Origin of the sequence: Devosia neptuniae, assembly GCF_025452235.1 — a bacterium.
Classification (GTDB): domain Bacteria; phylum Pseudomonadota; class Alphaproteobacteria; order Rhizobiales; family Devosiaceae; genus Devosia.
The window spans coordinates 848,778-872,100 of sequence record NZ_CP104965.1; the positions used below are offsets into that span (position 1 = coordinate 848,778).

The window sequence follows — 23,323 nt, forward strand, 5'->3', positions numbered from 1 at the left end:
CGCGCCTGTTCCGGAGATAAGCCGGCCCCACAAGGAGAAGATTCATGAAACTCTTGAACGTGCTGATCGCCGCCGGCTTGCTGGTCACCGCCACGCCGGTATTCGCCCAATCGGCGCTCGACGCCGTCAAGCAGGCGGGCGTGTTACGCATCGGCACCGAAGGCACCTATGCGCCCTTCACCTTCCACGATGCCAGCGGGGCGCTGGTGGGCTTTGACGTTGAAATCGGCCGCGCCATTGCCGCGCAGATCGGCGTCGAGCCTGAATTCGTCGAAGGGCCATGGGATGGGCTGATCGCCGGGATCGACGCCAATCGCTACGACGTGGTCATCAACCAGGTCGGCATCAATGCCGAGCGCCAGGCCAAGTATGATTTCTCCGAGCCCTATATCGCCTCCAAGGCGGCCCTGGTGGTGCGCGCCGACAATACCGATATTACCAGCTTCGAGAGCCTTAAGGGCAAAAGCGCGGCCCAGTCGCTGACCAGCAATTTCGGCAAGCTGGCCGAACAATATGGCGCGACCTTGGTGGGCACCGAAGGGTTCGACCAATCCATTGCGCTGGTCATCCAGGGCCGTGCCGATGCCACCATCAATGACAGCCTGTCCTTCTTCGACTTCAAGAAGCAGCAGCCCGACGCCAATGTGAAAGTGGTCGCCACCGCCGCCGATGCCGATTTCTCCGGTGTGCTGCTGGCCAAGGGCAAGCCCGAATTGCTGGCCGCGATCAACGAGGCGCTGGCCACGATCAAGGCCGACGGCACTTATGCCGAAATTTCCCAGAAGTATTTTGGCGAAGACGTCTCGCAGTAAGCGCCTGAACGCGTAGTATCCCGAAGGACCGGCCGATGATCGACCGGTCCTTTTGCATGACGGAAATCGCCTGATGCCACACTGGCTTTCCCTGATGATCGAAGCGCTGCCCTCCCTGCTGTGGGCATGCCTGCTGTTCACGGTGCCGCTGACGCTGTTGTCCTTTGCGCTGGGATTGGCCGTGGGCTTCCTCGCGGCGGTGACGCGGCTCTTTGCACCCTGGCCGCTGGCGGCTTTGGTTCGCTTCTATGTTTGGATCATCCGGGGCACGCCGCTGCTGGTGCAATTGTTCCTGATCTTTTACGGCCTGCCCAGTGTCGGCATCGTGCTCGATGCCTTTCCGGCGGCGCTGATCGGCTTCACTCTCAATGTCGGGGCCTACACCTCGGAAATCATCCGTGCCGTGTTGCTCGCCGTGCCCAAGGGGCAATGGGAAGCGGCCTATTCCATCGGCATGACCTGGCCGCAGGCTATGCGCCGCACCATCCTGCCCCAGGCCACGCGAATTGCCGTGCCGCCGCTGTCCAATACGTTCATTTCGCTGGTCAAGGACACCTCGCTGGCCGCCGCGATCACCGTGCCTGAGCTGTTCCGCGCCGGGCAGCGCATCGTCGCCACCAGCTATGAGCCGCTGATCCTTTATGTCGAGGTGGCGCTGATCTATCTGGTGGTCAGCTCGGCGCTGTCCAGCCTGCAGGGGCGCCTCGAGCACCGGTTTTCGCGCTATGGCGGCTCCATCGAGGCTGCGTCATGATCACGCTGAGCGACATCCACAAAAGCTTTGGCGACAATCACGTGCTCAAGGGCGTCAGCGTGGCCGTGCCCGAGGGCGGCGTGACGGCGCTGATCGGCGCCTCAGGCAGCGGCAAGAGCACGCTGCTGCGCTGCGTCAACCTGCTCGAAATGCCGCAATCGGGCGAGGTCCGCATCGACGATGCGAGAATCCAATTTGCCCCGGGCAATAAGATCAGCCGCGACGCCATCTTGGCGCTACGTCGCAAGACCGGCATGGTGTTCCAGAATTTCCAGCTGTTTCCGCACCTGACGGCGCTAGAGAATGTCATGGAGGGCATGCTGGTAGTGCTCAAATGGCCGCGCGAACAGGCGCGCAGCCGAGCCCTCGAACTGCTCGAGAAGGTGGGCATGACCGCCAAGGCCGATGCCTGGCCATCCAGCCTGTCCGGCGGCCAGCAGCAACGCGTCGCCATCGCCCGGGCCCTGGCGCCCGCGCCCAAGGTGCTGCTCTGCGACGAGCCGACTTCGGCGCTCGATCCACAACTGGCCGGCGAAGTCGTGGAGGTGCTCGCCCAGCTCGCCCGCGAGGGCACGACCATGCTGATGGCGACGCACGACTTGCGTCTCGCCGCCACCATTGCCAGCAATGTGGTGTTTCTCGAAAGCGGTGAAGTGGTGGAAGCCGGCCCGGCCAAATCAGTGTTCGGCAGCCCCAGGGACGAGCGGACGAAACGCTTCATCTCCACGCTGACCGCGCAGCATCCGGAACTCGGCGGCAACGCGCCGAAGGGGCCCTAAGGCCGCTAAAGTCGGAAAATTGTCAGTGAGAAAAGTGGCGCGCCCTAAGAGATTCGAACTCCTGACCCCCAGATTCGTAGTCTGGTGCAAGTCATTGATTATACTCATGTTTTGAGCAAATACCTGTATTTGGTCACGTTGAATTTCAATGGCTTAGCTTTCACCTGCAAACCAGAATACGCCCAAGCGAGTCTGGCACCGCACCAGATTTAAGCGCCTATCTGAACTTTTCCACTTGATCATTTAAGCGCTTTCGCCTATTGATTGGACATCGGCGCAGGGCCGGTGTTGGAGAGAGAAGATGGCGGTCACGAGTTTCCACAAGCCCACGGGTAAGTATCTCACCAGTTTCGGCAAGGATGCGAAGCCCGGCGACATGCCGACGATATCCGTGTGGAGCAAATCGAAGCTTCACCGCTACGGCTGGGCCAAACCGAACGATGGCAAGGGCGAACCGAAGATGTGTGAGTTTACCACCTACCTGCTTGGTGAACCGGTAGCCATTAGCGAGTGGGGTGAGCCTCTCTTTGAGTTGGATGCCTGTGCTCGCGCCTGCGCTATCGACTACGACGGGCAGCCTACCGCCGAGCGCGTGATGGAGTTGCACGCGCTGCCGACGCCAGATGCTTCCAACTTCGCATCCTACGCATAACAGGAGACGACATGAGCGACCTCAAGACAATCAAGATAGCAGGCGTCGAGCAGTGGCGCGAATACGACTTCGGCGGGCGAACCTACAGGATCGACCAGCCCGCAGAGGTGGCGTTCCGCGAGGGTGGCCAGACGCACCGCGTCACCGACGCAGATGGCATCGTTCACTGCGTCCCGGCTCCCGGCGTAAACGGGTGCGTGGTTCGCTGGATGGGCGCCGTCATCGCATAGAGCCACCACGCCGGAGGCGAGCGGGCTGCCCCGCAGAAGGAGAGAACGATGTACGAGATGCGCGAGAAGGACGGCCACGCGGTTGTGGTGGACCACAACGGCAAATCTATCGTCGATATCGTTGAGCAGTTTGACGAGACGATGGGCTGCAATGTCCTGACGCCGGTGTTCACCCCTGACATGGCATTCAATGTGGTGCGCGCGCTCAACGGCTACGAAGTAAAGGTTCGGTTGGTGGTGGATGCAAGCGGCGCAATTAAGGCGCTGTCTCGCGAGTGGGAGGAAGTAGGATGAGCAGTTCGCATATCATCGTGGTGGCACGTAACCATGTTACCGGCGCCGTGGAGTTGCCGCTGGGCGATACGACGCTATACGGAGGCGGTAGCCTTGTTGAGGATCCCCGCGGCATCGGCAGCGAGGATTCTGTGCTCGAGCATTGTCGCAAGCTGTATACGGAAGACTGGGTGCTGTCCCTCTACCGTCCATATGGCGGCCAGTACTCTGGCGCCAAGCCATCACCACCCACATCGACCTAGACCAACCCACCACCTAGAACCCTCAACCCCTGCCCGTCTGGACCACGGGCCACGCGATGATGATGGAGAGAGATGATGACCGAACAGGCCATGACAAGAAACCTTACCGCGTATGAGGCGCAAGTCCTCATTGGGACATCCATCTCGGGATGCAATATGCCTCCGGACAGGTTTTTCGATTTGACGGCTGCATGGTCGAAGTTGTTCGAGTCCGGCCTTATAGACCGCAGAGACGGACTGGCGATTGCTACAGATGCCGGGCGAGATGTCATATCCTGGATGCTGACAGCCGGACGGAGGATTTGATGGTCGACCTAAACGAGAACGGCAAAATGGTGGAAGGCAAGTTGAACGCTGCCGGATACGGCCTGCGCGATGCCAACCTGTCCATCGGCGGCATGATCGATCTCGGTCTGGTCGATGAGCCGATCCGGCTGACGGCCGAAGACTTTCGCACGGTGATGGATGGCATGGCGTCCCCGCCCAAGGATTGGCGCGCACCCAGCCGCATCGGCTTCGCCGTGCCCGCAGGGAAACGGGCGCACAAGACATGGAAGCGCCGCAAGGCGAGTGGGAGGAAGTGAAATGAAAACAGCTAAACCGGACGAATCACCGCCAACCGCGCTTCAGCGGCGCGAAGAGCAGGTTGCCCGCATTCAAAAGGCCGCAGGCGCAGCGGTGATTAAGAGCTACAGCCCACGAGACGTCGAAATGGACGTGGGAACTGTGGTGTGTGCGTTGCTGGATCGAATTGAAGCCCTAGAGGGGCGGGAAGCCGGGAGTGGGAAGTGATGGGCGGCAAGATGAACTGGAACGGCTCCGCAGGCGGTGCCATGGGCGGAAACGGCGTCCTCATGATCGGCGAGGACTATGTTGGTCACTTTTACACGGACGCCAGCGAGGGCATTGACGCAGATCAAGTGCTTTCCGACATTGCGCACCGCTACAACGTGTATGAGGACTTGCTCGATGCGCTGAAGGAACTGGTCGAGCACTTTGATGACGATGTGATGGGCCACAAGCGCAAGGATCAGGCGGAGATTGTCATCGCTCAAGCCGAAGGTCGATTCAAAGCATGACCCCACTCCCCCGCACCACCACACCCACACCACCCGCACGCCGTATGCGCCTCGCCCCAGGCGAACTCCCCATGACCGCAGCGCAATACCTGCTCTGGCGCGCTCGCCGCCGGCCGCGCCCCATCGATGTGCCCACACCCGCCAACGCCACAGCCGCAGTCACGAAGCTGCAGGGCGCGCCGTTCTGGCGGGATACGGTTGAGGCGGACGGCGCGGGTGACGTGGATGATGAGGTCGACGCTGCATACCTGGCAGCCATTTGTATGGCCCCAGCCGTGGTCGGTACAGCGCCGGGCCAAGTGCCTATGGAAGTGGCGCGACGGCTGCATTGGGCTGGGTTGATCCGTAAACAGAATTAAGCGTTTTCGCTTGAAATGGAGATTAGCATGTTCGTGGTATTCGATCTGGACGGAACGCTGGCTGACATCGGCCACCGAGTGCACCACGTTCGTGGTGGCAATCGGAACTATGACGCCTTCTTCGCAGAGTGCATCAACGACCTACCGAATGTTCCTGTTGTGGCAGCGCTCAACGCCCATTGGGATGCAGGACACCGTGTCGAGATTTGGTCAGCACGCTCGGACAAGGTTCGCGCCGAGACGGTCGATTGGTTGATCGCTCAGAAGATCGACCCACGCCTGTTGGTCAACATGCGGCCCGCAGGCGACAGCACGCGCGATGTTGAGCTCAAGCGCTCCTGGCTGCATGCCCTGCACCCCGATGAGCGACCCGACCTAGTCTATGACGACCGGCAGTCGGTCGTCGATATGTGGCGCGCCGAGGGGCTGGCTTGCTTCCAGGTTATCGCCGACTGGGAGACAGATGCGGCGCAGATCATCCCGCCGACGCAGGATCCGCTGCTAACGATTATGGTGGGACCGTCGGGTGGCGGGAAGTCCAGTTGGATTGCAGCGGCACGCCGCCCAGAGGAAGTCATCTCGAGCGACGCTTTGCGCTTGCTGTACACCGGTGGCGAGGGCGACCAGTCGAGAAACGAAGACGTGTTCGTCGCGCTCCATCGGCTTGCACGTGCGCGGCTTGAGTGCGGATTGCCGGTGACGATCGACGCAACCAACCTGCGCCGCAAGGACCGCTTGGCATGCGTTGCTCTGGCGCCGGCAGGAGTGGGCGTTCGCTATGTCGTGGTCAACCGCCCAATGGCGTTGAAGGTCCGCGACGCAGGCCGCCGTGCTGGCGTGGTCATGGCTGACGGCAAGTCGCTCATCGAGGCCCATGAGCAGCGCTTCCAATCGCAGTTGAAGGACATCTTGCGCGGCGACGGCCTGCCCCAGGTCACTGTGGTCGACGCCCGCATAACCGATCTGCAGGTGGCAGCATGAGATTCACGGGCGAAGATGTGCGGGCTTATCGCGACGAACACCAGTGCGGGGTATTCGAGGCCAAGGCAGCGCTCCGAAAAATCGAGATCGACACTCGTCTGCACAGTCTCATGCGTCACGCCAAAGGAGAGATGCGAGAGCTTATCGACATTGTTCGGGAGATGAACCGTTGACCCACCCTACCATCCGCCACCTAGACGACGTCTTGCCATCGATCGTCGGCCGCTCGGAATTTGTTCACGCGCATCGCGACGGCTATTCCGTGATCGACCACAACTTCGCCTTGGTGGATAGCTTCGACGATCCTATTCGACTGGAATGCCGCGGCATCAAGTTTGCGCCTTCCGGCGAGATACTGGCGCGCCCTCTCCATAAGTTCTTCAACATCAACGAGCGGGAAGCCACACAGGCGCACGTTCTGGACTTCAACCAGCCCCATACCATCACCGAGAAGATGGACGGGTCGATGATCCACCCGGCCATCGTCGACGGGGCACTGGTGTTCATGACACGCATGGGGCGCACGGACCACGCGATCAAGGCTGAGCGGCTGATTGACGACCACTTGGAGGCTGTGTGCTCGTCGCTGCTTTTTAATGGCGCAACCCCCATCTTCGAATGGACGGCGCCAGACAACCGCATCGTCGTACGCTACTCGGACTCGCGCCTCACGCTGCTTGCCATCCGCGAGACGGTGTCCGGATGCTACCTTCCGGCCGGTGAGGTGGAGGATTGGGCTGCCGACATGGGTGTGGCTCCAGTTCCACAGATGGCTCCAGGTTGGACCACCGGCGCCGAGTTCGTCGACTTCGCCCGTGCAGTCACCGGCAAGGAAGGGTTCGTTATCCGCTTTGCCGACGGTACGTGGGTGAAGGCCAAGGGCGATGATTACGTCCTCAAGCATAAGGCCAAGGAATCGATCCTGCAGGAGAAGAACGTACTGGCATTGGTACTGCGTGGTGAGCTCGATGACGTTATTCCACTGCTGGAGACTGAAGACCGCGCTGCGGTGGAAACCTACCGAACAGAAGTCGAGGCTGGCATACAACTCAACGCGCGATTCATTGCCGACCATGTTGCTGCCGGCGCAACGCTCGACCAGAAGACATTCGCCGTGGCGCACCTGCTATCCGTCGCACCCGAGCGCAAGGCTCTATGCTTCCAGGTCCGCGCAGGCACTGACGCCACAGAGGCGGTCAAGGGCGCATTATTGAAGGCGGTTGGTAGCCAGACAGCCGTCGATGCCACCAGGCACTTGCACGGCGCCCGTTTCGAACTCTAGCCAATACCACCCCGCACCCGCTCACAAGGCGGGTGCTTTTATTTCCGCTACCCATACCAACTATCCTCCCACACAGTGACCACCTTCTGGCGTGGCCGCCGCACCAGTAGCCGCCCAACATCGGCGGCCATGGGCAGGCGAATGCTCACCTGCACCCACTCACCCTTCCCACACGCAGAGCACCAACGGAACATGCCGTAGGCCGGCGTCTCTGGCGGATAGACCGTCACTAGGTCTGTGGCGAGGTACGCGCGCTGCCTGCGACACAGGGCGCAGCGCACCACGAACATCCTGTTATCGGCAACCAGATCGGCCAGCGTCACCTTTTCCAGGGTACGCCGCGAAGGCGTCATGCTCATTTCTTGATGGGGCGCCGAGTGCCGAGGGCGCGCTTGATCTCGGCTGCGCTGTAACCCGTCACCTGACGGATGTCTGCTGCGTCCAGTCCAGTCTCAGCCAGCCGTCGGATGTTCGCGGCTGGTGATGGCTTGATAGCAATGCTCAGCATTGTTGTTCTCCTTTCGTTCTGGTTATGCCACCAGTGCGAATTGGAGTCCAGACCTCTCCCAGCGCCTCGTCCGGGAGAGCCGCATTTGCCCTTCTATCAGTGCCGAGTTGGCGGGCAGAAGTAGACTACAACCTTGCGGTCGGACAGGTCCGGATCTTCAGGGAAGCTCATAACGGCAATGCGTGCTGTTGTCGGGCGCGTCTCGGACGGCGGCTGCGTGTCTTTAGGTGATTTCATGATTTCGTTCCAGATTTGGCTTGCTACGGCCGCTCCGATCAGCGGGATCGGAACCGGGGGTTAGCAACCTGCCTGGAAGACAAGCCGACACACTTTTAAGGATGAATCCTCTGGACATGGCGTGCCGCCCCCGGTATAGACGATACCGAGTTGCAGCGACCGCCAAGTCGCTACTTCTGCGCCTACGAGCCCGCCAAGGCTCTTGCGCTTCAGCAGAGAACCCCGCCAAGGGTATCCGCTTATTCCAGGTCAGGGTTGCTACGCCCGACCACAGCATACATGACCTACAATTAATGCATAGCTAAAAGCTGCCCTAACGGGCCGCTCCTGCTATTTTATTGCGTTGACGCGGAACTCGTTCTGGGGTTGAGGCCCTCCCCGCCCACTCAAGTAGGTCTCGCAACAGGGCATCCGACACGTGCGCATGCAACAGTGCATCAACTCCGTCGGTCTCAGTCATGTGGGTAGATTGAATTAGGCTACTAAGAAGCACCGCGGCTTCCTCATTCAGACGATCGATCTTCATTGGCATCTCAACTTAGTGGCGCCGGAACGGCCGGCAGCCGGGGGTTGAGAACATGCCGAAGAGACATGCCGATGGTTTTTGGCGCGGCGTTAGCCGCAGCTTGGACATGGCGCATCGCCCCCGGCCAAATGCCAGGACGGTGCGCACGCCAATGCGCAACCTGACCCACGAGGGGCATAACTTCGGCAAGCGACGACGCCTCTCGCTCACTGCCTATCTTCGGTCCGGGTTCTCACGCCCAAGCGTTGAATGGCAGCCAGGAGAGGCATACGCAAGTGGTATGGTTGGCTGTCGGGTAACAGATGCGTGCAGAGCGTCTAAGGGGTGCCTGTGCGCTTCCGCCATTTATCGGCCCATTGGCTGTGCGGTTCCCCTGAGTCGCCCATACCTTCGGAGTCCTCACAGTCTTCGCACTCCACCTCCCACAGGCAGAATTTTATCGTTGTATCCATGTCGATGCGAGCCGTGACCAACGTTCCGCCGCCTTTGATTGAAGTCATGTGGGCAGTCTTAATTATTTCACGAAGGATTTCTGAAGCTTCGTCATGGCTCTTTGCGCGGTAGTGACAGGAATGGCAGGCTGAAACTATTATTGGAGGGATTTCTATTGGATCATCAGAAATAGGCACGCGAGGCACTGTTATCATGAAGGCCTGCTGCTGTTATCGCCCCCGCGAAGTGATCCCATACGTGTGGGTATTTCTGGGGTAGTTAACAAGACAGGAACACTGTCATGCAAATGACATGTACGTGCGAACGCCCCAACCTTGAGGAAGGGGCGTTATGTGGTGGCGGTAAGCATGCCTATGGGTAGCGCCTTGTTACTGATACCTTAATCTGCGTAGCATACCGCAATGATGCACTATCGGGTATCACCAACCACCAAAAAGAACCTCATCAGCCCGAGCCTGCAACTCGGTCACCGTGCCCACATTGTGCAACACAACATCGGCATCAACACCTTGTTCAGAGGCGTGCCCGCCTGCAATGCCACCGCGACCCGTAATGGATAGCACCACACCGCCGACCTGGCGCACCATTTCCGCCTCGTTGTCGAATCGACAATCGTCGCACACGACTCGCCCGCCGTGGTCCAGGATATTGTTTGCCGTCGCGGACCATAGGCCAGTCCAGAACTCCTCGCCGATGGTGTCGCGCCCAAACTGAGTGCCGAGCTGCTGCATGAAGAACCGCGGCGTCTTTCCTTGAAGGATGGCGCATGGAAGTTCTTTGAGATCGCCTTCGATATGCGCTTCACCCAGACCAATGGCGCGGGCCATCGCTTTCAGCGGCCCGGCGAACTTCACCCGCGTGTAGCCGTGGCGCTCGATCAGATAGTCGGCAAGCGTGGACTTGCCGCTTCCTGCTAGGCCCGTGAGCGCGACGACCTTTGGCAGCTTGCCGTTGTCATTTGCAGCGGTGAGCGGCGGAAGGTGCCATTGTTCCCAGGCTCGGTCGTTCATTCGAGATGGCCGCGTAAAGGTGTTGTCGCCGGCCTGAGCGGCATCCGAGCTTGACACGCGGACATATCCGCCAGCCTTGGCGGCGCTGTTGTAATCAGGTGCGAACTCTACTCGTCCGACCGTCATTCCGTTTTCTGGTACGAGCATCTTCAATGCCTCCTCGTTTCCACTAAAGACCAGTATGTGGCCAAGTACTCCGCCTCCGCCTGTTCCGGCGTCCAGAACTGCAGTGTCACGCCCAGCCCAACAGCCGGGATATTCCACGGCTTGGAGGGTGGGGTCATGTTTTGGGTCATCTCGTCGACGAGGATACGGCTATCTGCATCATGAACGTGCGCCGACAACACCGGCTGCAAACCGAACCGCTCCGCAACGGCGAGCCAGACGCGCTGTTCCGCATCCTTGTACCCCGGAAGGAAAGGCTTCACCGGGCGCGGCACGTCGACCAGATAGGTTTCCGGATCGTCGTGGTGCAGCGCCTGTTCCGCCTCGTCATGCATTCCTTGCGCAATGAACCAGCGGGCCATCAGGACGGCATGTTCTGCCACCGAGTAGAAGCGCAGGCAGTGGCCGGCATATCGGCACTGCATCGCTAACGAGTGGGCGATATCCTCGATAAAGATTTCGGCCGCGCGTGGATCCATCGGCCAGAACTGGCGGCCGGTGAATGTCTGCATCCAGTCGCCAGTTCTATTGCCGTCCGTATATGATGCAGCGTTATTGCCGTCCGTATATCGCTCCCGCTCGGGTGCATTGTCGTTGCTGGCCTGCGTATGCTCCCGTGCGGGGGCGTCGACCGACCATGCCGGTACAGTCCAAGTAGGCTCCGCGCTCCTCACGTATCGCATCACACCGCCTCCTTACCGCGAGCCGCAGCCCACCAGGGCTTGAACAGTGACCACCACTCCTTGTCGGCCACAGCCGCACGCAGACCGGCCGCGATTCCGGCTGCGGCCAGCCAGACGATTGCCACTGGCAACAGGGCCAGCACGACGACTGCGGCGAGTCCGGCGAACAGCCAGGCCACGATGGCGCGCAGGGTTTTTGATTTGATGTTCCAGATCATGCGAGCAACACCGCGGCAAAGAGGAACCAGCCCCACCCTTCCTGCCCATTGGCGCCAAGGGCGATTGCCCCGATGACGCACAGGAGTGCAATACCATTTTGAATTGTCATGCTGCCACCTGCCCGCTGGGGCGCAAATCGGCAAGCCGCGATGTCTTAAGGACTTCCAAGTCGAGACCATCATCCAAGATGATGCAATCGATGTGCTTCTGAAGGCGCCGACCCAAGTGGTTGGCCATCTCAGCCAAGTGCATCCGTACCTCCCGGCGCAGGGGGCGGGATGACTTCAGCACCAGGACGTCGCCGTCCTCTGGCACCAGCTTGCGCACTTCGATTTCCAGTTCGTCGATGTTCATTCTGCAGACTCCTCTCTGCGGCGCTCACGGGCGCCATTCACCATTTCCAGTTTCGCGTTACCGCGATTCACAAGCGCTGGCACTCCAGTTGCGATCATCAACCGCGCTTCGTGTTCCATCGGGCCAAAGCGGTCGGTGAGGACGGCGCCGCGTTCTAGCGCCGCCATCTTCTTGCTCTTGGCGATGTCGAAATGTACCCACGACGCATCCATGCCGCGTAGCAAACGGACATCTTCCGGATAGCGTGCGTCTTGTCCCGTGGCTGCGGACAGCGGACGCTGAAGCCACTTGCGTTGCACTCCAATGGCGTCGACCATATCGAACAATTCGTCGAGCGTGTCGGCCCACATATGGCACATGACCATTCGGCCAAAGCCGGCTTCCATGTCGTCTACATAGACGCTCATGATTGCGGCCTCCCACTGTCGCCATACTGCTCCGCAACCCGCCAGACATTGGCGACCGGGTACTTGAAGACCGTCCCATCAACCGCGTAGACGCAGAAGAACGGCCCCTTGGTGTAGGTGTTCTTTGCCTCGTGCTCGATAACCTGGCTCGTCTCCGTCAGACTGATCTTGACTGTGATGCTCACACCGCCACCTCCATCTTGCCGTTATCATTCGCGGCCACAGGGCGGGCCAGCATCGGCAGAGAGACAGTCAGGCGGTCCACCTCCCCGAACTCACGATGCAGGGTTATGGCGACGGCTGTACGGGGTGACGTGAAGCCCATACCAGCGTGCCATGCGTCTTTTGCGGCAAGGGTGTTGAAGCTCTCCACCTTGACGCCATTGGCCACGCGCGCACGGTCGTGGTGGATATGGCCAGTGAATCCGTACCGAAACTCGGTCTCGCCCCACTCGCGCGACCAGTTGGTCGCCATGAAGCCCGCTAGGTCGGCCATCTTGAGCATGTCGCCATGCGTGGCACCGATCATCACCTTTCCGAAGCGCCGCATGAAGAATCGGCTCGGGTCGGTGTCGATCGTCACGCGCGGCTCATTGCGGAAGTGCGCCGCAATGGAGATGGCAAGCATCAGGCTGGTTTCGTCGTCGTGGTTGCCTGGCAGCTTGCGATAGGTCACATGGCCATGCTTCTGCAGGGCCAGTTCGATCATCTCGACCACGAGCTCGTAGCCGACCTGTAGCACGCGGGCGTACCGCGTATCGACGTCCAGCGGGTTGCCAGAGCGCGCCGTCTGGTTGCGGCTGTTGTCCGCGTGAAAATAATCTCCAACATCCAGGAGGATGGCGGTCTGGCTAGGTGCGGCACGTCCGACGAGGTTCTGCACCGCGCCGCGCAATTGGTCGCGACCAATGTTCACGTCGTAATCGACGCCAGTTTCCTTGGCCCAGGCATATAGACCGAGATGGACATCAACGATCGGATAGACCGTCAGTATGTCGGCAAGCGTATGCGCCGGAGCAGCGGTTAGTACGGCTGGCACATGGTCGGCGAACACAGCTTCGATGGCTGCCCGCAGATCATTCGGGCGGTTGTCGGCAGATGTCTTCTGCCATTGCTGGATCACACGCCCCTCGGCGTCGACAAGAGCCGACACGCCCTTGACGCTGTGGCCGGCGGGAACCTCCCACACTTCACCCGGAGCCTTGGTCTGCTTGATCCACGAGCCATCGTCCGCCTTGCTGGCGATCGACTTAATCGCATACCCCGGTAACGTCTCCTGCGGCCCCATCAAGCCGCGCTCTGCAGCATGCCGAAGCCGGTTCTGCAGCGTCTGGCGGGCAATGCCGAGCTCCGCAGCTGCCGCTGACTGGTTGTCGAAGTTGGCGCGGTAGGAGGCCACGGTTTCGATGAGGGTTTCGTGGGGGATGGTGGTCATAGTGTTCCTCGGATTGCGGCTGCGATTTTGGAGCCAAGAGGCGTTCCATAGTCAGAAATCATCGCGCAACGCTCACGCTCTGCGGCGATAGCTCCGGCGAATGCCGCCCGCAAAGCTGTATTCATCTCCGGCTCGCCGGCGGCCATGTACCCCATTGAGCCTTGGCAGGCCGCTGCCCACACATCTTCTGGAATGTCTTTCGGTCGGGTCATGCTGCCTTCTTCTCCTCAACCACGGCAAAGCCGGGAATGGTGCGCACGCCCGAACGGGCGGCCTCGTCGGCGATTTGCTGGCACAGGGCGGTGAACAGTTCGGGCGAGCGCTCGTACGCCCAGCCCAAGGCAGCCTCTTCGTCTTCGAGGCGGGCCACCCACTTGGTCCGCAGGCCAGTACCGGTAGTCGCGGCTTTTTCACTGCGCGCGGCGAACCGCTCCGCCTCCTTGGCGAAGCCAATGATTTCCTCGGCACGCTCTCGTTCTGCCAAATTCCCCGCACTGGCCTGCATCGCAGCCGTGGCTTCGGCTTGCAGAGCCTGCGCCTCCCGGCGAGCTTTGTCGGCCGCTGCGGCGGCAATGCGCTGCTGTTCAACGCGCCATGCAGTGAGCAGGACGCCGAGCGCATCCTTGCCCATGGCGACCTTGCCCTTCTTGGGCTGGACGTAGGGGTTGTACTTCGACTGGATGGCGTCGATTCGCGTGTCGAGTGGCGCCTTCTCCGCGACCCGCAGCGCTTCGGCTTCCTTGCCAGCCTCATGCAAGCCATCAAACAGAGCCGTGATGGCCTCCGCCATTTCCGGCGTGGTGATCGGTTCGCCGTCAGCGAAATTCTTTGCTTCTTCGTACAGGTCGTCGATCTTGGCGAAGGCGTCTGCCGGGTCGATGATAGGCGGGCCGCCGTTTGAGCCGCCAAGGACGGCTACACCCAATGGTTCAGCGGGCAAGCTCATGGACGCCCCCCAATGGCCCGTCCTTCAGACCGGGCGACGGCACGCTCATATGCTGCGGATGGGATGGTCATGCTGCGACCTGCTCGTCGGCGATGTAACCCAGGCGTGCAGCCGTATTGTAGAGGATGTCCCGCAGCGGCCCGGTAGCTCCGTACTTGTCGCAAGCCGCGCCTAGACGCATGCAGGAATCTTCGCCTCGCTCGCTTGCGGCCTTCCAGTCAAAGAACATCTCGACCACATCGAACAGGTCCATTCCAGAAATGCCGTTGGGGTAGTGTTCCGGGTGATGTGAATTGTTCGCTCGATGGTGGTCGATCATCTCACCAAGCATGCCAGTGCGCCGCTTGTATTCAGGCGTGCCGAACTGCGCAGGCCCTTCAGCGTCGATGACCGCTTGCATGCGCTCCAGCGGCTCCATTTCGATCGGCAAGAACTTGCTAGCGTCGTGACGATCGCCGCGTTTGATCATCTCAATGGCAACTCCGCCAAGAAGCTCACGAACGCGCGCGATGTGCTTGTGTGTAACGATTTGAGCCTTGGTCATATTCAATCTCCCCAAAAACGAAAAAACGCCCCCACCATTTCTGGTGAGGGCGCGATATCAACTACGACCCAACAGGCCGCAAATCTGTTCAGCAGGCACGATGAAGCCAATACCCGTAGCCGACACACCCACACCCAAAGGCAGGGTCAGAAGCGCGACATTGATGCCAATGACTTCGCCTGCGGAATTAAACGCGGGTCCACCACTCATTCCAGGCAGAATGACCATGTCTACGGGGGCAACACCAAGCCAATCGCTGCGCTTGGTGGCGGGGCCAACAATATGGCCATAGGTGGTGACGAACTCGACGGATAGCGGGTTGCCGCGCGCCGTAACTTCCTGCCCGACTTTGAGCGGAGCGCAGGACAGTGGTGAGGATGACAAGCCGGCGGGCGACGTGCGCAGCAGTGCAATGTCGCTGGCAGTGCTGGACCACAGGACTTCGGCGTCTCGGTACGTGCCGTCGTCTAATTTCAGGCGCACAGCGGCACCTTCGCGGGCGACGTGCGCAGCAGTGAGGATCAACCCGTCACCGATATGAACGCCGGAGCCGTGGCCCTTCTCTAGTTCCACCTTGACGGTGGACGATGGGATTACTGGTGGCTGTGCGTACAGGACGTTGGCCAGGGCAAGCACAATCAATGCTGCGACCGAAGGCAGGGTCACGGGAAACCACCACTGGTCCCATATGGGTGTAGCCACAAAGCTCGTCTTGCTATAAGCCATTCACGGTCTCCCAAAGGGGCTTAACTGTGAATAGCATGCGCCTAAATAAGCGAATGCGCTTATTGTAAATGTGCTATGGATGGCGATTTAGAGGCTTGCGGACGGTGCAAATCAAGGATTCGTTATGTGGTGCGCGACCTCGGCGACGTTGACGGTCGCTCCAACATACGGTCAATCCGCCCGTTCATGTTGGCGATTTGCGTTCCAACCTGCTCGATTGCACTCATGATCTGGCCGGTTTGCTCGCGCAACCCTTCCTTGCTCACATAGGTGGCGCTCACGTGAAGCTGATGCGCATGCAACTCCGTGCGAATTGTACTCGCAAGAGCCACGGCTGCTTCCCCGCGAATGTTTGCCTCTGACCTAACGTCCTTAATCAGGCCCCACATGCGCCAGAAGCCGCCGATGAAAAGGCCAAGAACGACAAGGCAGGCGCTCACAATTTGAAGAACTACACCCCAATCCATTACGCACCACCCCGCAAGCCAGAGTCGCGCTCGGCAATATAACGATTGAGTTCGGCGTGCCGCTTGGCGCAGTCCACCAGCGACAACCTATCGCGCCCCCAGTACCGTTCAATATCGCGCTGCGTCATGCTGCCCTCCGGCAAGCCTGACGGCGGCACGCACTGCTGAGTTGCATACGAATCCGGCGCGGCAAGTCGCGGTCGGTCAGGTGGCGCCACCAATGCGGTTGATCCTGCGCACGCTGTCAGCGCCAAGGCCAACACGATCAGCATTGGGATCGATATCAGCCTCATGGGACTGCTCCTGTAGTTGTCGTTCCATTTCGGATAGTTCACTGCGCAACTGCGCAATCCTTGCCGCCTCGTTAGCCTTGGCCTTGTCGTTGGCCTGCGCCTGGCGGTCGAGCTCAGCCATGCGCAGTTTTTGGAGCTCGTTTTCCCGCTCCGTGTACTTCTGCGACCACTCTACCGTGGCTTGTTCGTACCCCTGCCCGCGCGCGTACCAGTAGGCACCGCCCACGGCGCCAAGGCCCAGCAGGGCGACAACCGCCCACGCCGCGAGCGTACTGCCGCCCAGGAGGCTGGCTATGATTTTGATCATGCGGCTTCTCCGTCGGGTGGTGCCGTTGTGGTAACGGTGGTGGTTGCGGTCGTGATCGCGGCGTCGGGTGGCAAACCAGCCGACACGGCGATGTCTGTCGCATCGACAATGGCCTTGCGCTTGTTTCCGTCGTCCCAGACCGCCCCGAACACGTAGGATCCAAGAGTGGAGCCGGCCAACAGGATGAGCCCGTTCGCTATGTCTCTATGCAGGATGGTGTCATTACCCCAGATGGTGAGGTAGCCGACCACCAGGGCGCAAAAGATGAGGACGCCAGCAATGGCTATCCGGCGCCTCCACCATTCGAAGTCAGCAGTGGCGAATGTTACCGCAGGCGTGCGGGTTCGACGTGCCATTAGACGGCAGCCGCCTGGAAGTGCATGGCGTCAGCCTTGCTCCAGAGACCGCCCCACACCCAACCTTCGCGCGCAAAGATGTCGACCACTGCCTTGGGCATCATGCCTTTTTCCGGATCGTACTTCACACCAAAGCCGTTGCGGGCAGGGTCAAGATCGATAGCCGCTGCGAAAGCGTGGACCGACAGTCCGTTCTGCCCGCGCTTCTTGCGGAAGTTGTCTACGCCACCAAACAGGTGCATGCGCGCGGCTTCGATGTTGGCTTGCGTGCCGTAGTTCGTCTTGATCGCGGTGAGCGCACGGAGAAGGCTTGCCGCACATTTCTTGTGTACAGTGATCTTGCGGACGGGGTCGTTAAGCTTGCCGTCGCCATTGCCGTCCCACGCCAGGACCATTGCGTAGGGCGGGACGATCGTCGTTAGATTTTCGGCCTGCCACTTAGGGTCGCGAGCGCCATCGTTGTTGGAATCGGGATTGCCATAGAAGGCGTACATCCCGGCCTTGTTGGGCCAGTTTGCCATGGTAGGCTCCTCAATATGGGGGTTAGAAGGTCGTGAGTCAGTGCCGGCTGGCCGAGCTACGCGAGATGATGTGGGAACTTTGAGCCGCTACCCTGCTTGTTGGGATAGGAGGCTCAAATGCCGAAGAAACTAGAAGTCCGCGAAGGCGACCGAATACAGGTCTGGCTAAAGGTTGCGCGGGTGGCCGATGAGCTGGATATCGCTGGCCGGCAGATCGTGACGGTTGAGCTTGTGGGGCAGCGGTTTACGGCGGCGCTGGAGCATTTCAAGGCGGGTAGAGTCGAGAGGGGGAACAACTGGCCGAATTGAGAGAAAGACAGATTACCGGGTTCAGCGAGACAGATTTCGACCCATTGCAAAAAAAGATGAGACACCAGATATTAGTTGTCACACTCATGAGGGGATCAAGATTTGATGCAAAACGAAGCGGCGAAGGTCGCCAAAGCCATCGAGCTTGCCGGTGCCGGTACCACTGACGCGGAGCGCTATGCCAAGGCCGCCCTTGCTGCGTTAAGAGACGGAGACAAGGTGGGTGATCTGCTTCAGGTTAAGAAGATCGATAGGGATTATATTCTAGACAGCCTGTAAGAGCTCAGCCACACCGAACCCTTCTGCACCCATGTTGTTACCATTGTAGAAGCAAAGGGTCCGCCCCCCGGCATGCACAAGTCTGGGGTAGCAAAGGTGGCGCGAGTCGAACCCTTCGGAAGAAAGCTCAAGCCCGAAATTTTCGTCACGGCGCTCCCACCTAACACCATCGACTGAGAACGCCACGCCAGGGAAATAGTCTTCCCCGCCTTTGGTGCCCTTGGTGTAAAACATCATATAGCCGCGGCCGTGCCGGTAAACGGACGGCCGCCCGATCCGATACTCATCACCCTCATTATCCACGCATAGCGTGCCAGGTCGAGTGAAGGTAAGGCCATCTGGAGATGTTGTCGCCCAGATATTATACTGCGGGAAGGGCTTGCCTGCGATTAACTCCCATCCGTCACCCACTGCATACCACACTCGCCACTCGCCGTTTTCCTGAAGAGCGGTGTGTATGGCTCGGATCGCTGTAGCACCGTGCACTCTATCCATCACCGGCGCTTCAGAGAGACGCTGAAAAGTCTCTCCGTTGTCCGAGCTTTCTGCCGCTCCTGAGAACGCGAGAAACTTAGCTCGTTTAACCAGTTGAAAACCAACATAGTACATACGGAGCTTAACGCCCACTCTTACCACATCGCCCAAGATTACGCCGTTGTCATCAAAACAACCGTCCCTTCCCCTGTCGAGGACTGGCCTTTTGGAGACTCGCAGCACTTTCTGAGGGTCGCTCGCGCTAACGTCAACATAACCGATACGGCTTATACCTTCGCCGTCTCGGAATCCCGCATATACACGAATTTCATCTTCGCGAATCGCGTATGGCGTCGGAGTTAGCGCGGAGTCAACCGCCCAAGGCAATGAGCCATCTTGAGCAAATACATGGCCAAGCTTGTTCCATTTGAGCGTCATGTTCGCTTTTAGGCCGGTCGCAGTTTTTTTTCAAGCTATTGACGGCTAGAAGCTTCTAGCAGTCTCATGCAGATACCCAGCGCCAAATTCTCTAAGCGTGAGTGTGTAAGTAGGGCCGATTGCCCCGCTGACACTTCCCCTTAAAAACCCAACCCCCGTGCTCCCGCTCGCCAACGTAACGGTCCCAGCGCCCTTGTTGATGAAGATCACCTCCTGACCGAAAACTGCTCCCACTGCGCTAGCGACGGAAACTGTAGTTGTATAGACAAAAATGGGCGCAACTGGATACTTCAACAGGTCGATCGCCGTAACGCCATCAGCATTAACAAAAACCTTGGACGGACTCCCTTTGGCGATCATGTTTGGCGTATGATTGCGAAAAAACTTCGACACATTGAATGCGTTGTCCCCAAGCTTAGATGGGGTTTCGCCGTTCTCAATTATGTAACCGACCGTCTTCGTCGGCCCGGCAGCATTGTCCGCATAAAAGGTGTTGCCCTCGATGTCGCAGTTGGACACAAAGATTCCGGCGAATGTTGCTGTGCCGCTATCCGAGTATTGAAAGTAGCTATCCTTGATCTTCACACCGGAAAGAACGATCGAATTCTTGTCAGTGTTGATGTTGCGGAATTCGCACGAATTCACTTCACAAAAGGTGCCATCGATATACAAAGGGCGTTGTGAACGATCAGACCCACGCTCGAAGAATCCGCACCGATTGAAGCGAATACCCACACCGCCGACCTTGACGCCGTAGTCGATATTGGCTTCTGGTACGCCTGTCTCGATTGACGCCCACTCGACCGAATTCAACCCAAAGACGCAATCATTGAAGTCTATGGAAAGCCCGTTGATAACGTCGATCGTTGGAAATTCGGTATAATGACCCTCAGGTAGCCAAGGTTCAGGCGGGTACTCACCGCACTCAAAGTGTGCCCCATTGAACACCACATTGTTGGTATTCGTATCAAGGTACATCATGAATTCAGTGTCTTCGATGTGCAGGCGATCGAACACAAGAATGTTGCTCGATCCGCCACCACCGGCACCGGTAATAAAAAGCGACGCCGCTACACCCTTGGTCCCGCACTTGATAATTGATAGACCGCTGATCTTCATGTCCTGCATGTAGTCGAACGTCAGGCCATAAAGTGGAAAATCTTGGATTACGACATCATCGATCTGACCATCCCACCCACCGCGGCTCAGGCGGATACCAGACCCCGGACTGGAAAGTGCGGCGCCCTCTGCGATGATCTTGAAATCCCGCATGGTTGTCCCTGGTGCGTAACTGCCGGGGGCGGCACCGAAATCAAGCGCATAAGTGCTCGGCACCTCAGAGACGATCACAGACCCATAGCGATAATAGGTCGATGCCGGCCATTCAAACTGGCTCACTCTCTCGCCAACTAGATAGACGGGGTAGGTGCTACTAATCTTGGTCGTGATACGAGTTGACCCAGACGGAATGATAACGCCGATTCCGCGAGGAAATGCATAGTCGACGCACGCCTGAAACGCGGCAGAATCATCAGTGGTGCCATCGCATTTGCAGCCGAACTGGCGAAGGTTGACCATCCCGCCTTCAGATATTTCCCACCAGCCACCGTTACCGGCGTTGGTTGATCCGTCTGGCATGAAACGATCAGTTGATCGGATTTTTCCTGCATGGCTTGGCTGAACGGCGACTCGGCGATATAGGGATCGCCCGCCATCACCACCTGCATAGTAGCCGGTCAGTTCTATGGACTTTACGGCCAAATCGACAGTTGCAACTTCAACGCCGGCCTTGGAGTTATAGCGCGCCACCACGACGGTTTCTGCAGCGCCTTCGGCGGCATCGCGGGCCGCCTCAGCTGCCGCCTGGGCACTGGCTGCGTCGGCAGCACTCTGGGCTGCCGCGGCCGCGGCGCCTGCATCGATCAAAAGCTGATACTGGTTGGTGTCGTTCAGGTAGAACATCACCATCCCGGTCCACTCGCCGGCGGTAAGCGGGTTGCCCGCAAGGTTCACAACGGAGCGCGCGGCCCCACCCGAAATGGACAGCGTTAGGGCGCTTGTATTCGGAGTGACCACCTTGGCGAAGAAGATTTCAGTGGACGCGGGATTGACGCCTGCGCCAACGGCGCCAGTCTGCACCGTGCCAGAGCCCGACAGCACGACCTGGGCAACCGTGTCCGGGAAACCGCGTTCCCAAACCCAAGCAGCAGCTACCCGACTGTAGTAGCCATTCTTCGTCGCATCGGGATCATCGAGAACGATGCCCATGTAGCTTTCGGTGGGCGGCGTAACACCAGACAGCGCTGCGAACGTGTTGCGGGTTACCGAGAGGCCGCCACTGTTCTGAATTTGCTTTAGCAGTGCGCGAATTTCTGGCTTCTTTGGTTCCCAGTCGCCGCTGCTGGGGACTGACGGGGTATTCCAGTCGCGATAAACTTGATCGATAGACAGTGCCACTTCGGGGGCTCCAAATAAAAAGGGCCGCCCTAAAGGCAGCCCTGTGTTTCTGTGAATTTGGTTAGCTGGCGAAACTAAATCGCCTCGCCTTGGAAATATGTGGTAAGAACGCCGCCGGAGATTGTCTTCGTCCCCGCCCCTGCACCCGAATACCAAATCGTGAAAACATCGGTGCCGTTAGCGCTCACCACACAAGCGCCTTTTAACGTCGAATATTGCAAAATCTCACTTAGATCGAGGTACCTGTGGGGTGATCCGTTTTTGTAAACGACCAACTCATGTAGCGCCCCAACTGTGACCCCGGCGGTTACCTGCGCGCTTGCAGAAATGCGGTACCGACCCGCGGGAGGTGTCCAGGCGCTTGACGAAAAGTATGGCCCATCATCCCACTCTTCGGTGGAAAAGGTGAGTTGGGTTGCGGTGGCGCTTGGGATGCCTGCCTGATCGATAGCGTTCTTGTTGGCAGAGAAACTGACAGGCGCACCCGATGCGGGTGCGGCCCATGTCGGAGCGGTAGCGCCAACGTTCATGGTCAAGACCTGACCGGCCGATCCTTTGGATAACCGCACAGGGGTATCGGCAGCGCTAAAGTAGACGATGTCGCCTTGAACAAAATTCAACGCCTCAAGGGCAGTCAGGGTTGCGCCCTGCGCCTGGACATCAGTTCCGGGCACGAGAGACAGCGCCACCCGCATCGCTGCGTAGTTCGCCGCTTGATTGAATGACCTGGCGTTGGCCGACATGTCCATGATGTCGGAAACCTGGATGGTTACAGCACCGGTCTTGCCAGCCACGGAGAGCACTGCGTCGGTGTAGTCGGCCTTGAACCAATTGGCTGCGAATACTGTGGTACTGGCGTTATCGGTAATCGCTATCAGTCGATCGTTGAGCGCAAACGCAATACCGCCAACAGTGCCTGCAACCGACACGATGTAACTATCGCCCGCTTGCGCAACACCGGAGCCAGGGAATGCGCCCGTAGAGGCATCCCATGTACCTTTCAGGATTACCGCTGCGTCGAGTGCATTGACCCGAGTCTCTATAGCGTCAAGATCGACCGACTGGGTAACGGATATGTGTCCCAGTTTGGTGGAATGCGCCGTAAGGAACGATGCAGTTGTTCCAGCGAGCACAGCCGAATACGCCTGAACATCGACGCCGATCTCCAGGTTGACTGCGGCCTTGAACGCTGCCTCGTTTGCTGCAGCCATAATGCCGCGCATGAAAGCAGACAGCAGCGTTGGATCGATTGTCCAAGTAACCCCAGACCCAGAGACGACAATGTCGCCCTTATCACCGTCGGCGACGGACGGGCCGACTGGCCCAGTCTCACCCTGAATGCCTTGCGGGCCAGGGGCAGTGACCTCGATGACCGTTCGCTCGGCGACATGAACCTCTACAAGGTCTGTCATTCTGCGGCCTCAAATTGGTTCTGGTAGACCCGGATACCGCCGGTCAGGATTGTCTGCAGGCACCCATCAGGGGCCGTGATCCTAACCGCATATGTTGCATCGTTTATCTTGGGAATATTGTCAGTGGTGTTTGGCGTGCCGCCTACAGAGTTTCCATCAAGATGGAACTCGATAAGCCCCGACAACGCCGTAATGGCACCAGTCAACTCGACGCCCCCGGCAGCTATGCTGCCGAGAGCTTTATTGTAGGATGCAGGCCAGGTGATTGCCATTTCTGCTGTGTAACCAGTCAAGTTCACAACAACGTTGTCCGCCTTGTAAACCAAAGACAAG

Annotated in this window: 36 protein-coding genes; 15 read left to right on the forward strand and 21 right to left on the reverse strand. The window is 59.1% G+C overall.

Translation table 11 applies throughout. The features are described from left to right. The first annotated feature begins 44 nt into the window (after positions 1–44). The 13 genes from N8A98_RS06610 to N8A98_RS06670 all read left to right on the forward strand — a co-directional run bounded on the left by N8A98_RS06610 (position 45) and on the right by N8A98_RS06670 (position 7,464). The gene (locus tag N8A98_RS06610; protein WP_262170108.1) at positions 45–812 is read left to right on the forward strand and encodes an amino acid ABC transporter substrate-binding protein; all 768 of its coding nucleotides are present in this window, start codon (positions 45–47) and stop codon (positions 810–812) included. 73 nt (positions 813–885) lie between these two features. After that, positions 886–1,566, forward strand: coding sequence for an amino acid ABC transporter permease (locus tag N8A98_RS06615; protein WP_262170110.1), 681 nt, complete (start codon positions 886–888; stop codon positions 1,564–1,566). Then, positions 1,563–2,345: an amino acid ABC transporter ATP-binding protein gene (locus N8A98_RS06620; RefSeq protein ID WP_262170112.1), complete on the forward strand. Its 783-nt coding sequence runs from the start codon at positions 1,563–1,565 to the stop codon at positions 2,343–2,345. The genes N8A98_RS06615 and N8A98_RS06620 overlap by 4 nt, the downstream gene beginning before the upstream one ends. Positions 2,346–2,646: 301 nt before the next feature. Further along, positions 2,647–2,997, forward strand: coding sequence for a hypothetical protein (locus N8A98_RS06625; RefSeq protein ID WP_262170114.1), 351 nt, complete (start codon positions 2,647–2,649; stop codon positions 2,995–2,997). Positions 2,998–3,008: 11 nt separating this feature from the next. Continuing rightward, a complete protein-coding gene (locus N8A98_RS06630; RefSeq protein WP_262170116.1) occupies positions 3,009–3,227 on the forward strand; it encodes a hypothetical protein in 219 nt (72 codons plus the stop codon). A gap of 48 nt (positions 3,228–3,275) precedes the next feature. Then, positions 3,276–3,521 (forward strand): hypothetical protein, encoded by a 246-nt coding sequence (locus N8A98_RS06635; RefSeq protein ID WP_262170118.1) that lies wholly within the window; start codon positions 3,276–3,278, stop codon positions 3,519–3,521. Then, entirely contained in the window at positions 3,518–3,763 is a 246-nt protein-coding gene (locus N8A98_RS06640) for a hypothetical protein (protein WP_262170120.1), read from the forward strand. The genes N8A98_RS06635 and N8A98_RS06640 overlap by 4 nt, the downstream gene beginning before the upstream one ends. A 305-nt stretch (positions 3,764–4,068) precedes the next feature. After that, on the forward strand, positions 4,069–4,347 hold the full coding sequence (locus N8A98_RS06645) for a hypothetical protein (RefSeq protein WP_262170122.1): 279 nt from the start codon (positions 4,069–4,071) through the stop codon (positions 4,345–4,347). A gap of 1 nt (position 4,348) precedes the next feature. Beyond that, positions 4,349–4,555, forward strand: coding sequence for a hypothetical protein (locus N8A98_RS06650; RefSeq protein WP_262170124.1), 207 nt, complete (start codon positions 4,349–4,351; stop codon positions 4,553–4,555). Next, positions 4,555–4,842, forward strand: coding sequence for a hypothetical protein (locus tag N8A98_RS06655; RefSeq protein ID WP_262170126.1), 288 nt, complete (start codon positions 4,555–4,557; stop codon positions 4,840–4,842). Before N8A98_RS06650 ends, N8A98_RS06655 begins: the two co-directional genes overlap by 1 nt. A 71-nt stretch (positions 4,843–4,913) precedes the next feature. After that, positions 4,914–5,201, forward strand: a complete 288-nt coding sequence (locus N8A98_RS06660; RefSeq protein ID WP_262170128.1) for a hypothetical protein — start codon at positions 4,914–4,916, stop codon at positions 5,199–5,201. Positions 5,202–5,228: 27 nt separating this feature from the next. Continuing rightward, a complete protein-coding gene (locus N8A98_RS06665) occupies positions 5,229–6,182 on the forward strand; it encodes a phosphatase domain-containing protein (RefSeq protein WP_262170130.1) in 954 nt (317 codons plus the stop codon). 169 nt (positions 6,183–6,351) lie between these two features. After that, positions 6,352–7,464, forward strand: coding sequence for an RNA ligase (locus N8A98_RS06670; RefSeq protein ID WP_262170132.1), 1,113 nt, complete (start codon positions 6,352–6,354; stop codon positions 7,462–7,464). Between the two features lie 355 nt (positions 7,465–7,819). Here N8A98_RS06670 and N8A98_RS06675 read toward each other — a convergent pair whose 3' ends face one another. From N8A98_RS06675 to N8A98_RS06755, 17 genes are all read right to left on the reverse strand, one after another. Beyond that, positions 7,820–7,972: a hypothetical protein gene (locus N8A98_RS06675; protein ID WP_262170134.1), complete on the reverse strand. Its 153-nt coding sequence runs from the start codon at positions 7,970–7,972 to the stop codon at positions 7,820–7,822. A 1,635-nt stretch (positions 7,973–9,607) separates the two neighbouring features. Then, the gene (locus N8A98_RS06680) at positions 9,608–10,345 is read right to left on the reverse strand and encodes a deoxynucleotide monophosphate kinase family protein (RefSeq protein ID WP_262170136.1); all 738 of its coding nucleotides are present in this window, start codon (positions 10,343–10,345) and stop codon (positions 9,608–9,610) included. A gap of 2 nt (positions 10,346–10,347) precedes the next feature. Continuing rightward, positions 10,348–10,875: a hypothetical protein gene (locus N8A98_RS06685; RefSeq protein WP_262170138.1), complete on the reverse strand. Its 528-nt coding sequence runs from the start codon at positions 10,873–10,875 to the stop codon at positions 10,348–10,350. Positions 10,876–11,045: 170 nt separating this feature from the next. Next, positions 11,046–11,264: a hypothetical protein gene (locus N8A98_RS06690; RefSeq protein WP_262170140.1), complete on the reverse strand. Its 219-nt coding sequence runs from the start codon at positions 11,262–11,264 to the stop codon at positions 11,046–11,048. Between the two features lie 106 nt (positions 11,265–11,370). Continuing rightward, positions 11,371–11,619: a hypothetical protein gene (locus tag N8A98_RS06695; protein WP_262170142.1), complete on the reverse strand. Its 249-nt coding sequence runs from the start codon at positions 11,617–11,619 to the stop codon at positions 11,371–11,373. Then, complete coding sequence (locus N8A98_RS06700; protein WP_262170144.1) at positions 11,616–12,026, reverse strand: DUF4031 domain-containing protein; 411 nt, start codon at positions 12,024–12,026, stop codon at positions 11,616–11,618. Before N8A98_RS06700 ends, N8A98_RS06695 begins: the two co-directional genes overlap by 4 nt. Next, positions 12,023–12,211 carry a hypothetical protein gene (locus N8A98_RS06705; RefSeq protein ID WP_262170146.1) on the reverse strand — a complete coding sequence of 63 codons (189 nt, stop codon included), beginning with the start codon at positions 12,209–12,211 and terminating at the stop codon, positions 12,023–12,025. Before N8A98_RS06705 ends, N8A98_RS06700 begins: the two co-directional genes overlap by 4 nt. Then, complete coding sequence (locus N8A98_RS06710) at positions 12,208–13,461, reverse strand: helix-turn-helix domain-containing protein (RefSeq protein WP_262170148.1); 1,254 nt, start codon at positions 13,459–13,461, stop codon at positions 12,208–12,210. The genes N8A98_RS06705 and N8A98_RS06710 overlap by 4 nt, the downstream gene beginning before the upstream one ends. Continuing rightward, the gene (locus N8A98_RS06715; RefSeq protein ID WP_262170149.1) at positions 13,458–13,673 is read right to left on the reverse strand and encodes a hypothetical protein; all 216 of its coding nucleotides are present in this window, start codon (positions 13,671–13,673) and stop codon (positions 13,458–13,460) included. The genes N8A98_RS06710 and N8A98_RS06715 overlap by 4 nt, the downstream gene beginning before the upstream one ends. Continuing rightward, positions 13,670–14,407 (reverse strand): hypothetical protein, encoded by a 738-nt coding sequence (locus N8A98_RS06720; RefSeq protein WP_262170150.1) that lies wholly within the window; start codon positions 14,405–14,407, stop codon positions 13,670–13,672. Before N8A98_RS06720 ends, N8A98_RS06715 begins: the two co-directional genes overlap by 4 nt. A 67-nt stretch (positions 14,408–14,474) precedes the next feature. Further along, a complete protein-coding gene (locus N8A98_RS06725) occupies positions 14,475–14,951 on the reverse strand; it encodes a DUF5662 family protein (protein ID WP_262170151.1) in 477 nt (158 codons plus the stop codon). A gap of 57 nt (positions 14,952–15,008) precedes the next feature. After that, positions 15,009–15,677 carry a S1C family serine protease gene (locus tag N8A98_RS06730; RefSeq protein WP_262170152.1) on the reverse strand — a complete coding sequence of 223 codons (669 nt, stop codon included), beginning with the start codon at positions 15,675–15,677 and terminating at the stop codon, positions 15,009–15,011. Between the two features lie 122 nt (positions 15,678–15,799). Continuing rightward, complete coding sequence (locus tag N8A98_RS06735) at positions 15,800–16,144, reverse strand: hypothetical protein (protein ID WP_262170153.1); 345 nt, start codon at positions 16,142–16,144, stop codon at positions 15,800–15,802. Then, complete coding sequence (locus N8A98_RS06740; protein WP_262170155.1) at positions 16,144–16,272, reverse strand: hypothetical protein; 129 nt, start codon at positions 16,270–16,272, stop codon at positions 16,144–16,146. Before N8A98_RS06740 ends, N8A98_RS06735 begins: the two co-directional genes overlap by 1 nt. A 76-nt stretch (positions 16,273–16,348) precedes the next feature. Beyond that, a complete protein-coding gene (locus N8A98_RS06745) occupies positions 16,349–16,744 on the reverse strand; it encodes a hypothetical protein (RefSeq protein WP_262170156.1) in 396 nt (131 codons plus the stop codon). After that, on the reverse strand, positions 16,741–17,100 hold the full coding sequence (locus tag N8A98_RS06750; RefSeq protein ID WP_113122361.1) for a hypothetical protein: 360 nt from the start codon (positions 17,098–17,100) through the stop codon (positions 16,741–16,743). Before N8A98_RS06750 ends, N8A98_RS06745 begins: the two co-directional genes overlap by 4 nt. Further along, entirely contained in the window at positions 17,100–17,621 is a 522-nt protein-coding gene (locus tag N8A98_RS06755) for a M15 family metallopeptidase (protein WP_262170158.1), read from the reverse strand. Before N8A98_RS06755 ends, N8A98_RS06750 begins: the two co-directional genes overlap by 1 nt. Before the next feature lie 117 nt (positions 17,622–17,738). Between N8A98_RS06755 and N8A98_RS06760 the strand changes: the two genes are divergently transcribed. Together N8A98_RS06760 and N8A98_RS06765 are read left to right on the forward strand one after the other, a co-directional pair. Then, on the forward strand, positions 17,739–17,930 hold the full coding sequence (locus N8A98_RS06760; protein WP_262170160.1) for a hypothetical protein: 192 nt from the start codon (positions 17,739–17,741) through the stop codon (positions 17,928–17,930). Between the two features lie 102 nt (positions 17,931–18,032). After that, positions 18,033–18,209: a hypothetical protein gene (locus N8A98_RS06765; protein WP_262170161.1), complete on the forward strand. Its 177-nt coding sequence runs from the start codon at positions 18,033–18,035 to the stop codon at positions 18,207–18,209. Here N8A98_RS06765 and N8A98_RS06770 read toward each other — a convergent pair. The 4 genes from N8A98_RS06770 to N8A98_RS06785 all read right to left on the reverse strand — a co-directional run bounded on the left by N8A98_RS06770 (position 18,195) and on the right by N8A98_RS06785 (position 23,322). Beyond that, positions 18,195–19,121 (reverse strand): glycoside hydrolase family protein, encoded by a 927-nt coding sequence (locus tag N8A98_RS06770; protein ID WP_262170163.1) that lies wholly within the window; start codon positions 19,119–19,121, stop codon positions 18,195–18,197. The two genes, N8A98_RS06765 and N8A98_RS06770, sit on opposite strands and share 15 nt — an antisense overlap. Before the next feature lie 45 nt (positions 19,122–19,166). Further along, on the reverse strand, positions 19,167–21,578 hold the full coding sequence (locus tag N8A98_RS06775) for a glycosyl hydrolase family 28-related protein (RefSeq protein WP_262170164.1): 2,412 nt from the start codon (positions 21,576–21,578) through the stop codon (positions 19,167–19,169). A gap of 74 nt (positions 21,579–21,652) precedes the next feature. Beyond that, positions 21,653–22,990: a hypothetical protein gene (locus N8A98_RS06780; protein ID WP_262170166.1), complete on the reverse strand. Its 1,338-nt coding sequence runs from the start codon at positions 22,988–22,990 to the stop codon at positions 21,653–21,655. After that, a complete protein-coding gene (locus N8A98_RS06785; RefSeq protein WP_262170167.1) occupies positions 22,987–23,322 on the reverse strand; it encodes a hypothetical protein in 336 nt (111 codons plus the stop codon). Before N8A98_RS06785 ends, N8A98_RS06780 begins: the two co-directional genes overlap by 4 nt. Position 23,323 lies beyond the last annotated feature (1 nt).

What these genes read in the sequence shown, in the direction of transcription:
- N8A98_RS06610 (WP_262170108.1), top strand. Translation starts at nt 45, where the DNA reads ATGAAACTCTTGAACGTGCTGATCGCCGCCGGCTTGCTGGTCACCGCC.
- N8A98_RS06615 (WP_262170110.1), top strand. Translation starts at nt 886, where the DNA reads ATGCCACACTGGCTTTCCCTGATGATCGAAGCGCTGCCCTCCCTGCTG.
- N8A98_RS06620 (WP_262170112.1), top strand. Translation starts at nt 1,563, where the DNA reads ATGATCACGCTGAGCGACATCCACAAAAGCTTTGGCGACAATCACGTG.
- N8A98_RS06625 (WP_262170114.1), top strand. Translation starts at nt 2,647, where the DNA reads ATGGCGGTCACGAGTTTCCACAAGCCCACGGGTAAGTATCTCACCAGT.
- N8A98_RS06630 (WP_262170116.1), top strand. Translation starts at nt 3,009, where the DNA reads ATGAGCGACCTCAAGACAATCAAGATAGCAGGCGTCGAGCAGTGGCGC.
- N8A98_RS06635 (WP_262170118.1), top strand. Translation starts at nt 3,276, where the DNA reads ATGTACGAGATGCGCGAGAAGGACGGCCACGCGGTTGTGGTGGACCAC.
- N8A98_RS06640 (WP_262170120.1), top strand. Translation starts at nt 3,518, where the DNA reads ATGAGCAGTTCGCATATCATCGTGGTGGCACGTAACCATGTTACCGGC.
- N8A98_RS06645 (WP_262170122.1), top strand. Translation starts at nt 4,069, where the DNA reads ATGGTCGACCTAAACGAGAACGGCAAAATGGTGGAAGGCAAGTTGAAC.
- N8A98_RS06650 (WP_262170124.1), top strand. Translation starts at nt 4,349, where the DNA reads ATGAAAACAGCTAAACCGGACGAATCACCGCCAACCGCGCTTCAGCGG.
- N8A98_RS06655 (WP_262170126.1), top strand. Translation starts at nt 4,555, where the DNA reads ATGGGCGGCAAGATGAACTGGAACGGCTCCGCAGGCGGTGCCATGGGC.
- N8A98_RS06660 (WP_262170128.1), top strand. Translation starts at nt 4,914, where the DNA reads ATGACCGCAGCGCAATACCTGCTCTGGCGCGCTCGCCGCCGGCCGCGC.
- N8A98_RS06665 (WP_262170130.1), top strand. Translation starts at nt 5,229, where the DNA reads ATGTTCGTGGTATTCGATCTGGACGGAACGCTGGCTGACATCGGCCAC.
- N8A98_RS06675 (WP_262170134.1), bottom strand. Translation starts at nt 7,972, where the DNA reads ATGCTGAGCATTGCTATCAAGCCATCACCAGCCGCGAACATCCGACGG.
- N8A98_RS06680 (WP_262170136.1), bottom strand. Translation starts at nt 10,345, where the DNA reads ATGCTCGTACCAGAAAACGGAATGACGGTCGGACGAGTAGAGTTCGCA.
- N8A98_RS06685 (WP_262170138.1), bottom strand. Translation starts at nt 10,875, where the DNA reads ATGCAGACATTCACCGGCCGCCAGTTCTGGCCGATGGATCCACGCGCG.
- N8A98_RS06690 (WP_262170140.1), bottom strand. Translation starts at nt 11,264, where the DNA reads ATGATCTGGAACATCAAATCAAAAACCCTGCGCGCCATCGTGGCCTGG.
- N8A98_RS06695 (WP_262170142.1), bottom strand. Translation starts at nt 11,619, where the DNA reads ATGAACATCGACGAACTGGAAATCGAAGTGCGCAAGCTGGTGCCAGAG.
- N8A98_RS06700 (WP_262170144.1), bottom strand. Translation starts at nt 12,026, where the DNA reads ATGAGCGTCTATGTAGACGACATGGAAGCCGGCTTTGGCCGAATGGTC.
- N8A98_RS06710 (WP_262170148.1), bottom strand. Translation starts at nt 13,461, where the DNA reads ATGACCACCATCCCCCACGAAACCCTCATCGAAACCGTGGCCTCCTAC.
- N8A98_RS06715 (WP_262170149.1), bottom strand. Translation starts at nt 13,673, where the DNA reads ATGACCCGACCGAAAGACATTCCAGAAGATGTGTGGGCAGCGGCCTGC.
- N8A98_RS06720 (WP_262170150.1), bottom strand. Translation starts at nt 14,407, where the DNA reads ATGAGCTTGCCCGCTGAACCATTGGGTGTAGCCGTCCTTGGCGGCTCA.
- N8A98_RS06725 (WP_262170151.1), bottom strand. Translation starts at nt 14,951, where the DNA reads ATGACCAAGGCTCAAATCGTTACACACAAGCACATCGCGCGCGTTCGT.
- N8A98_RS06730 (WP_262170152.1), bottom strand. Translation starts at nt 15,677, where the DNA reads ATGGCTTATAGCAAGACGAGCTTTGTGGCTACACCCATATGGGACCAG.
- N8A98_RS06735 (WP_262170153.1), bottom strand. Translation starts at nt 16,144, where the DNA reads ATGGATTGGGGTGTAGTTCTTCAAATTGTGAGCGCCTGCCTTGTCGTT.
- N8A98_RS06740 (WP_262170155.1), bottom strand. Translation starts at nt 16,272, where the DNA reads ATGACGCAGCGCGATATTGAACGGTACTGGGGGCGCGATAGGTTGTCG.
- N8A98_RS06745 (WP_262170156.1), bottom strand. Translation starts at nt 16,744, where the DNA reads ATGATCAAAATCATAGCCAGCCTCCTGGGCGGCAGTACGCTCGCGGCG.
- N8A98_RS06750 (WP_113122361.1), bottom strand. Translation starts at nt 17,100, where the DNA reads ATGGCACGTCGAACCCGCACGCCTGCGGTAACATTCGCCACTGCTGAC.
- N8A98_RS06755 (WP_262170158.1), bottom strand. Translation starts at nt 17,621, where the DNA reads ATGGCAAACTGGCCCAACAAGGCCGGGATGTACGCCTTCTATGGCAAT.
- N8A98_RS06760 (WP_262170160.1), top strand. Translation starts at nt 17,739, where the DNA reads ATGCCGAAGAAACTAGAAGTCCGCGAAGGCGACCGAATACAGGTCTGG.
- N8A98_RS06770 (WP_262170163.1), bottom strand. Translation starts at nt 19,121, where the DNA reads ATGACGCTCAAATGGAACAAGCTTGGCCATGTATTTGCTCAAGATGGC.
- N8A98_RS06780 (WP_262170166.1), bottom strand. Translation starts at nt 22,990, where the DNA reads ATGACAGACCTTGTAGAGGTTCATGTCGCCGAGCGAACGGTCATCGAG.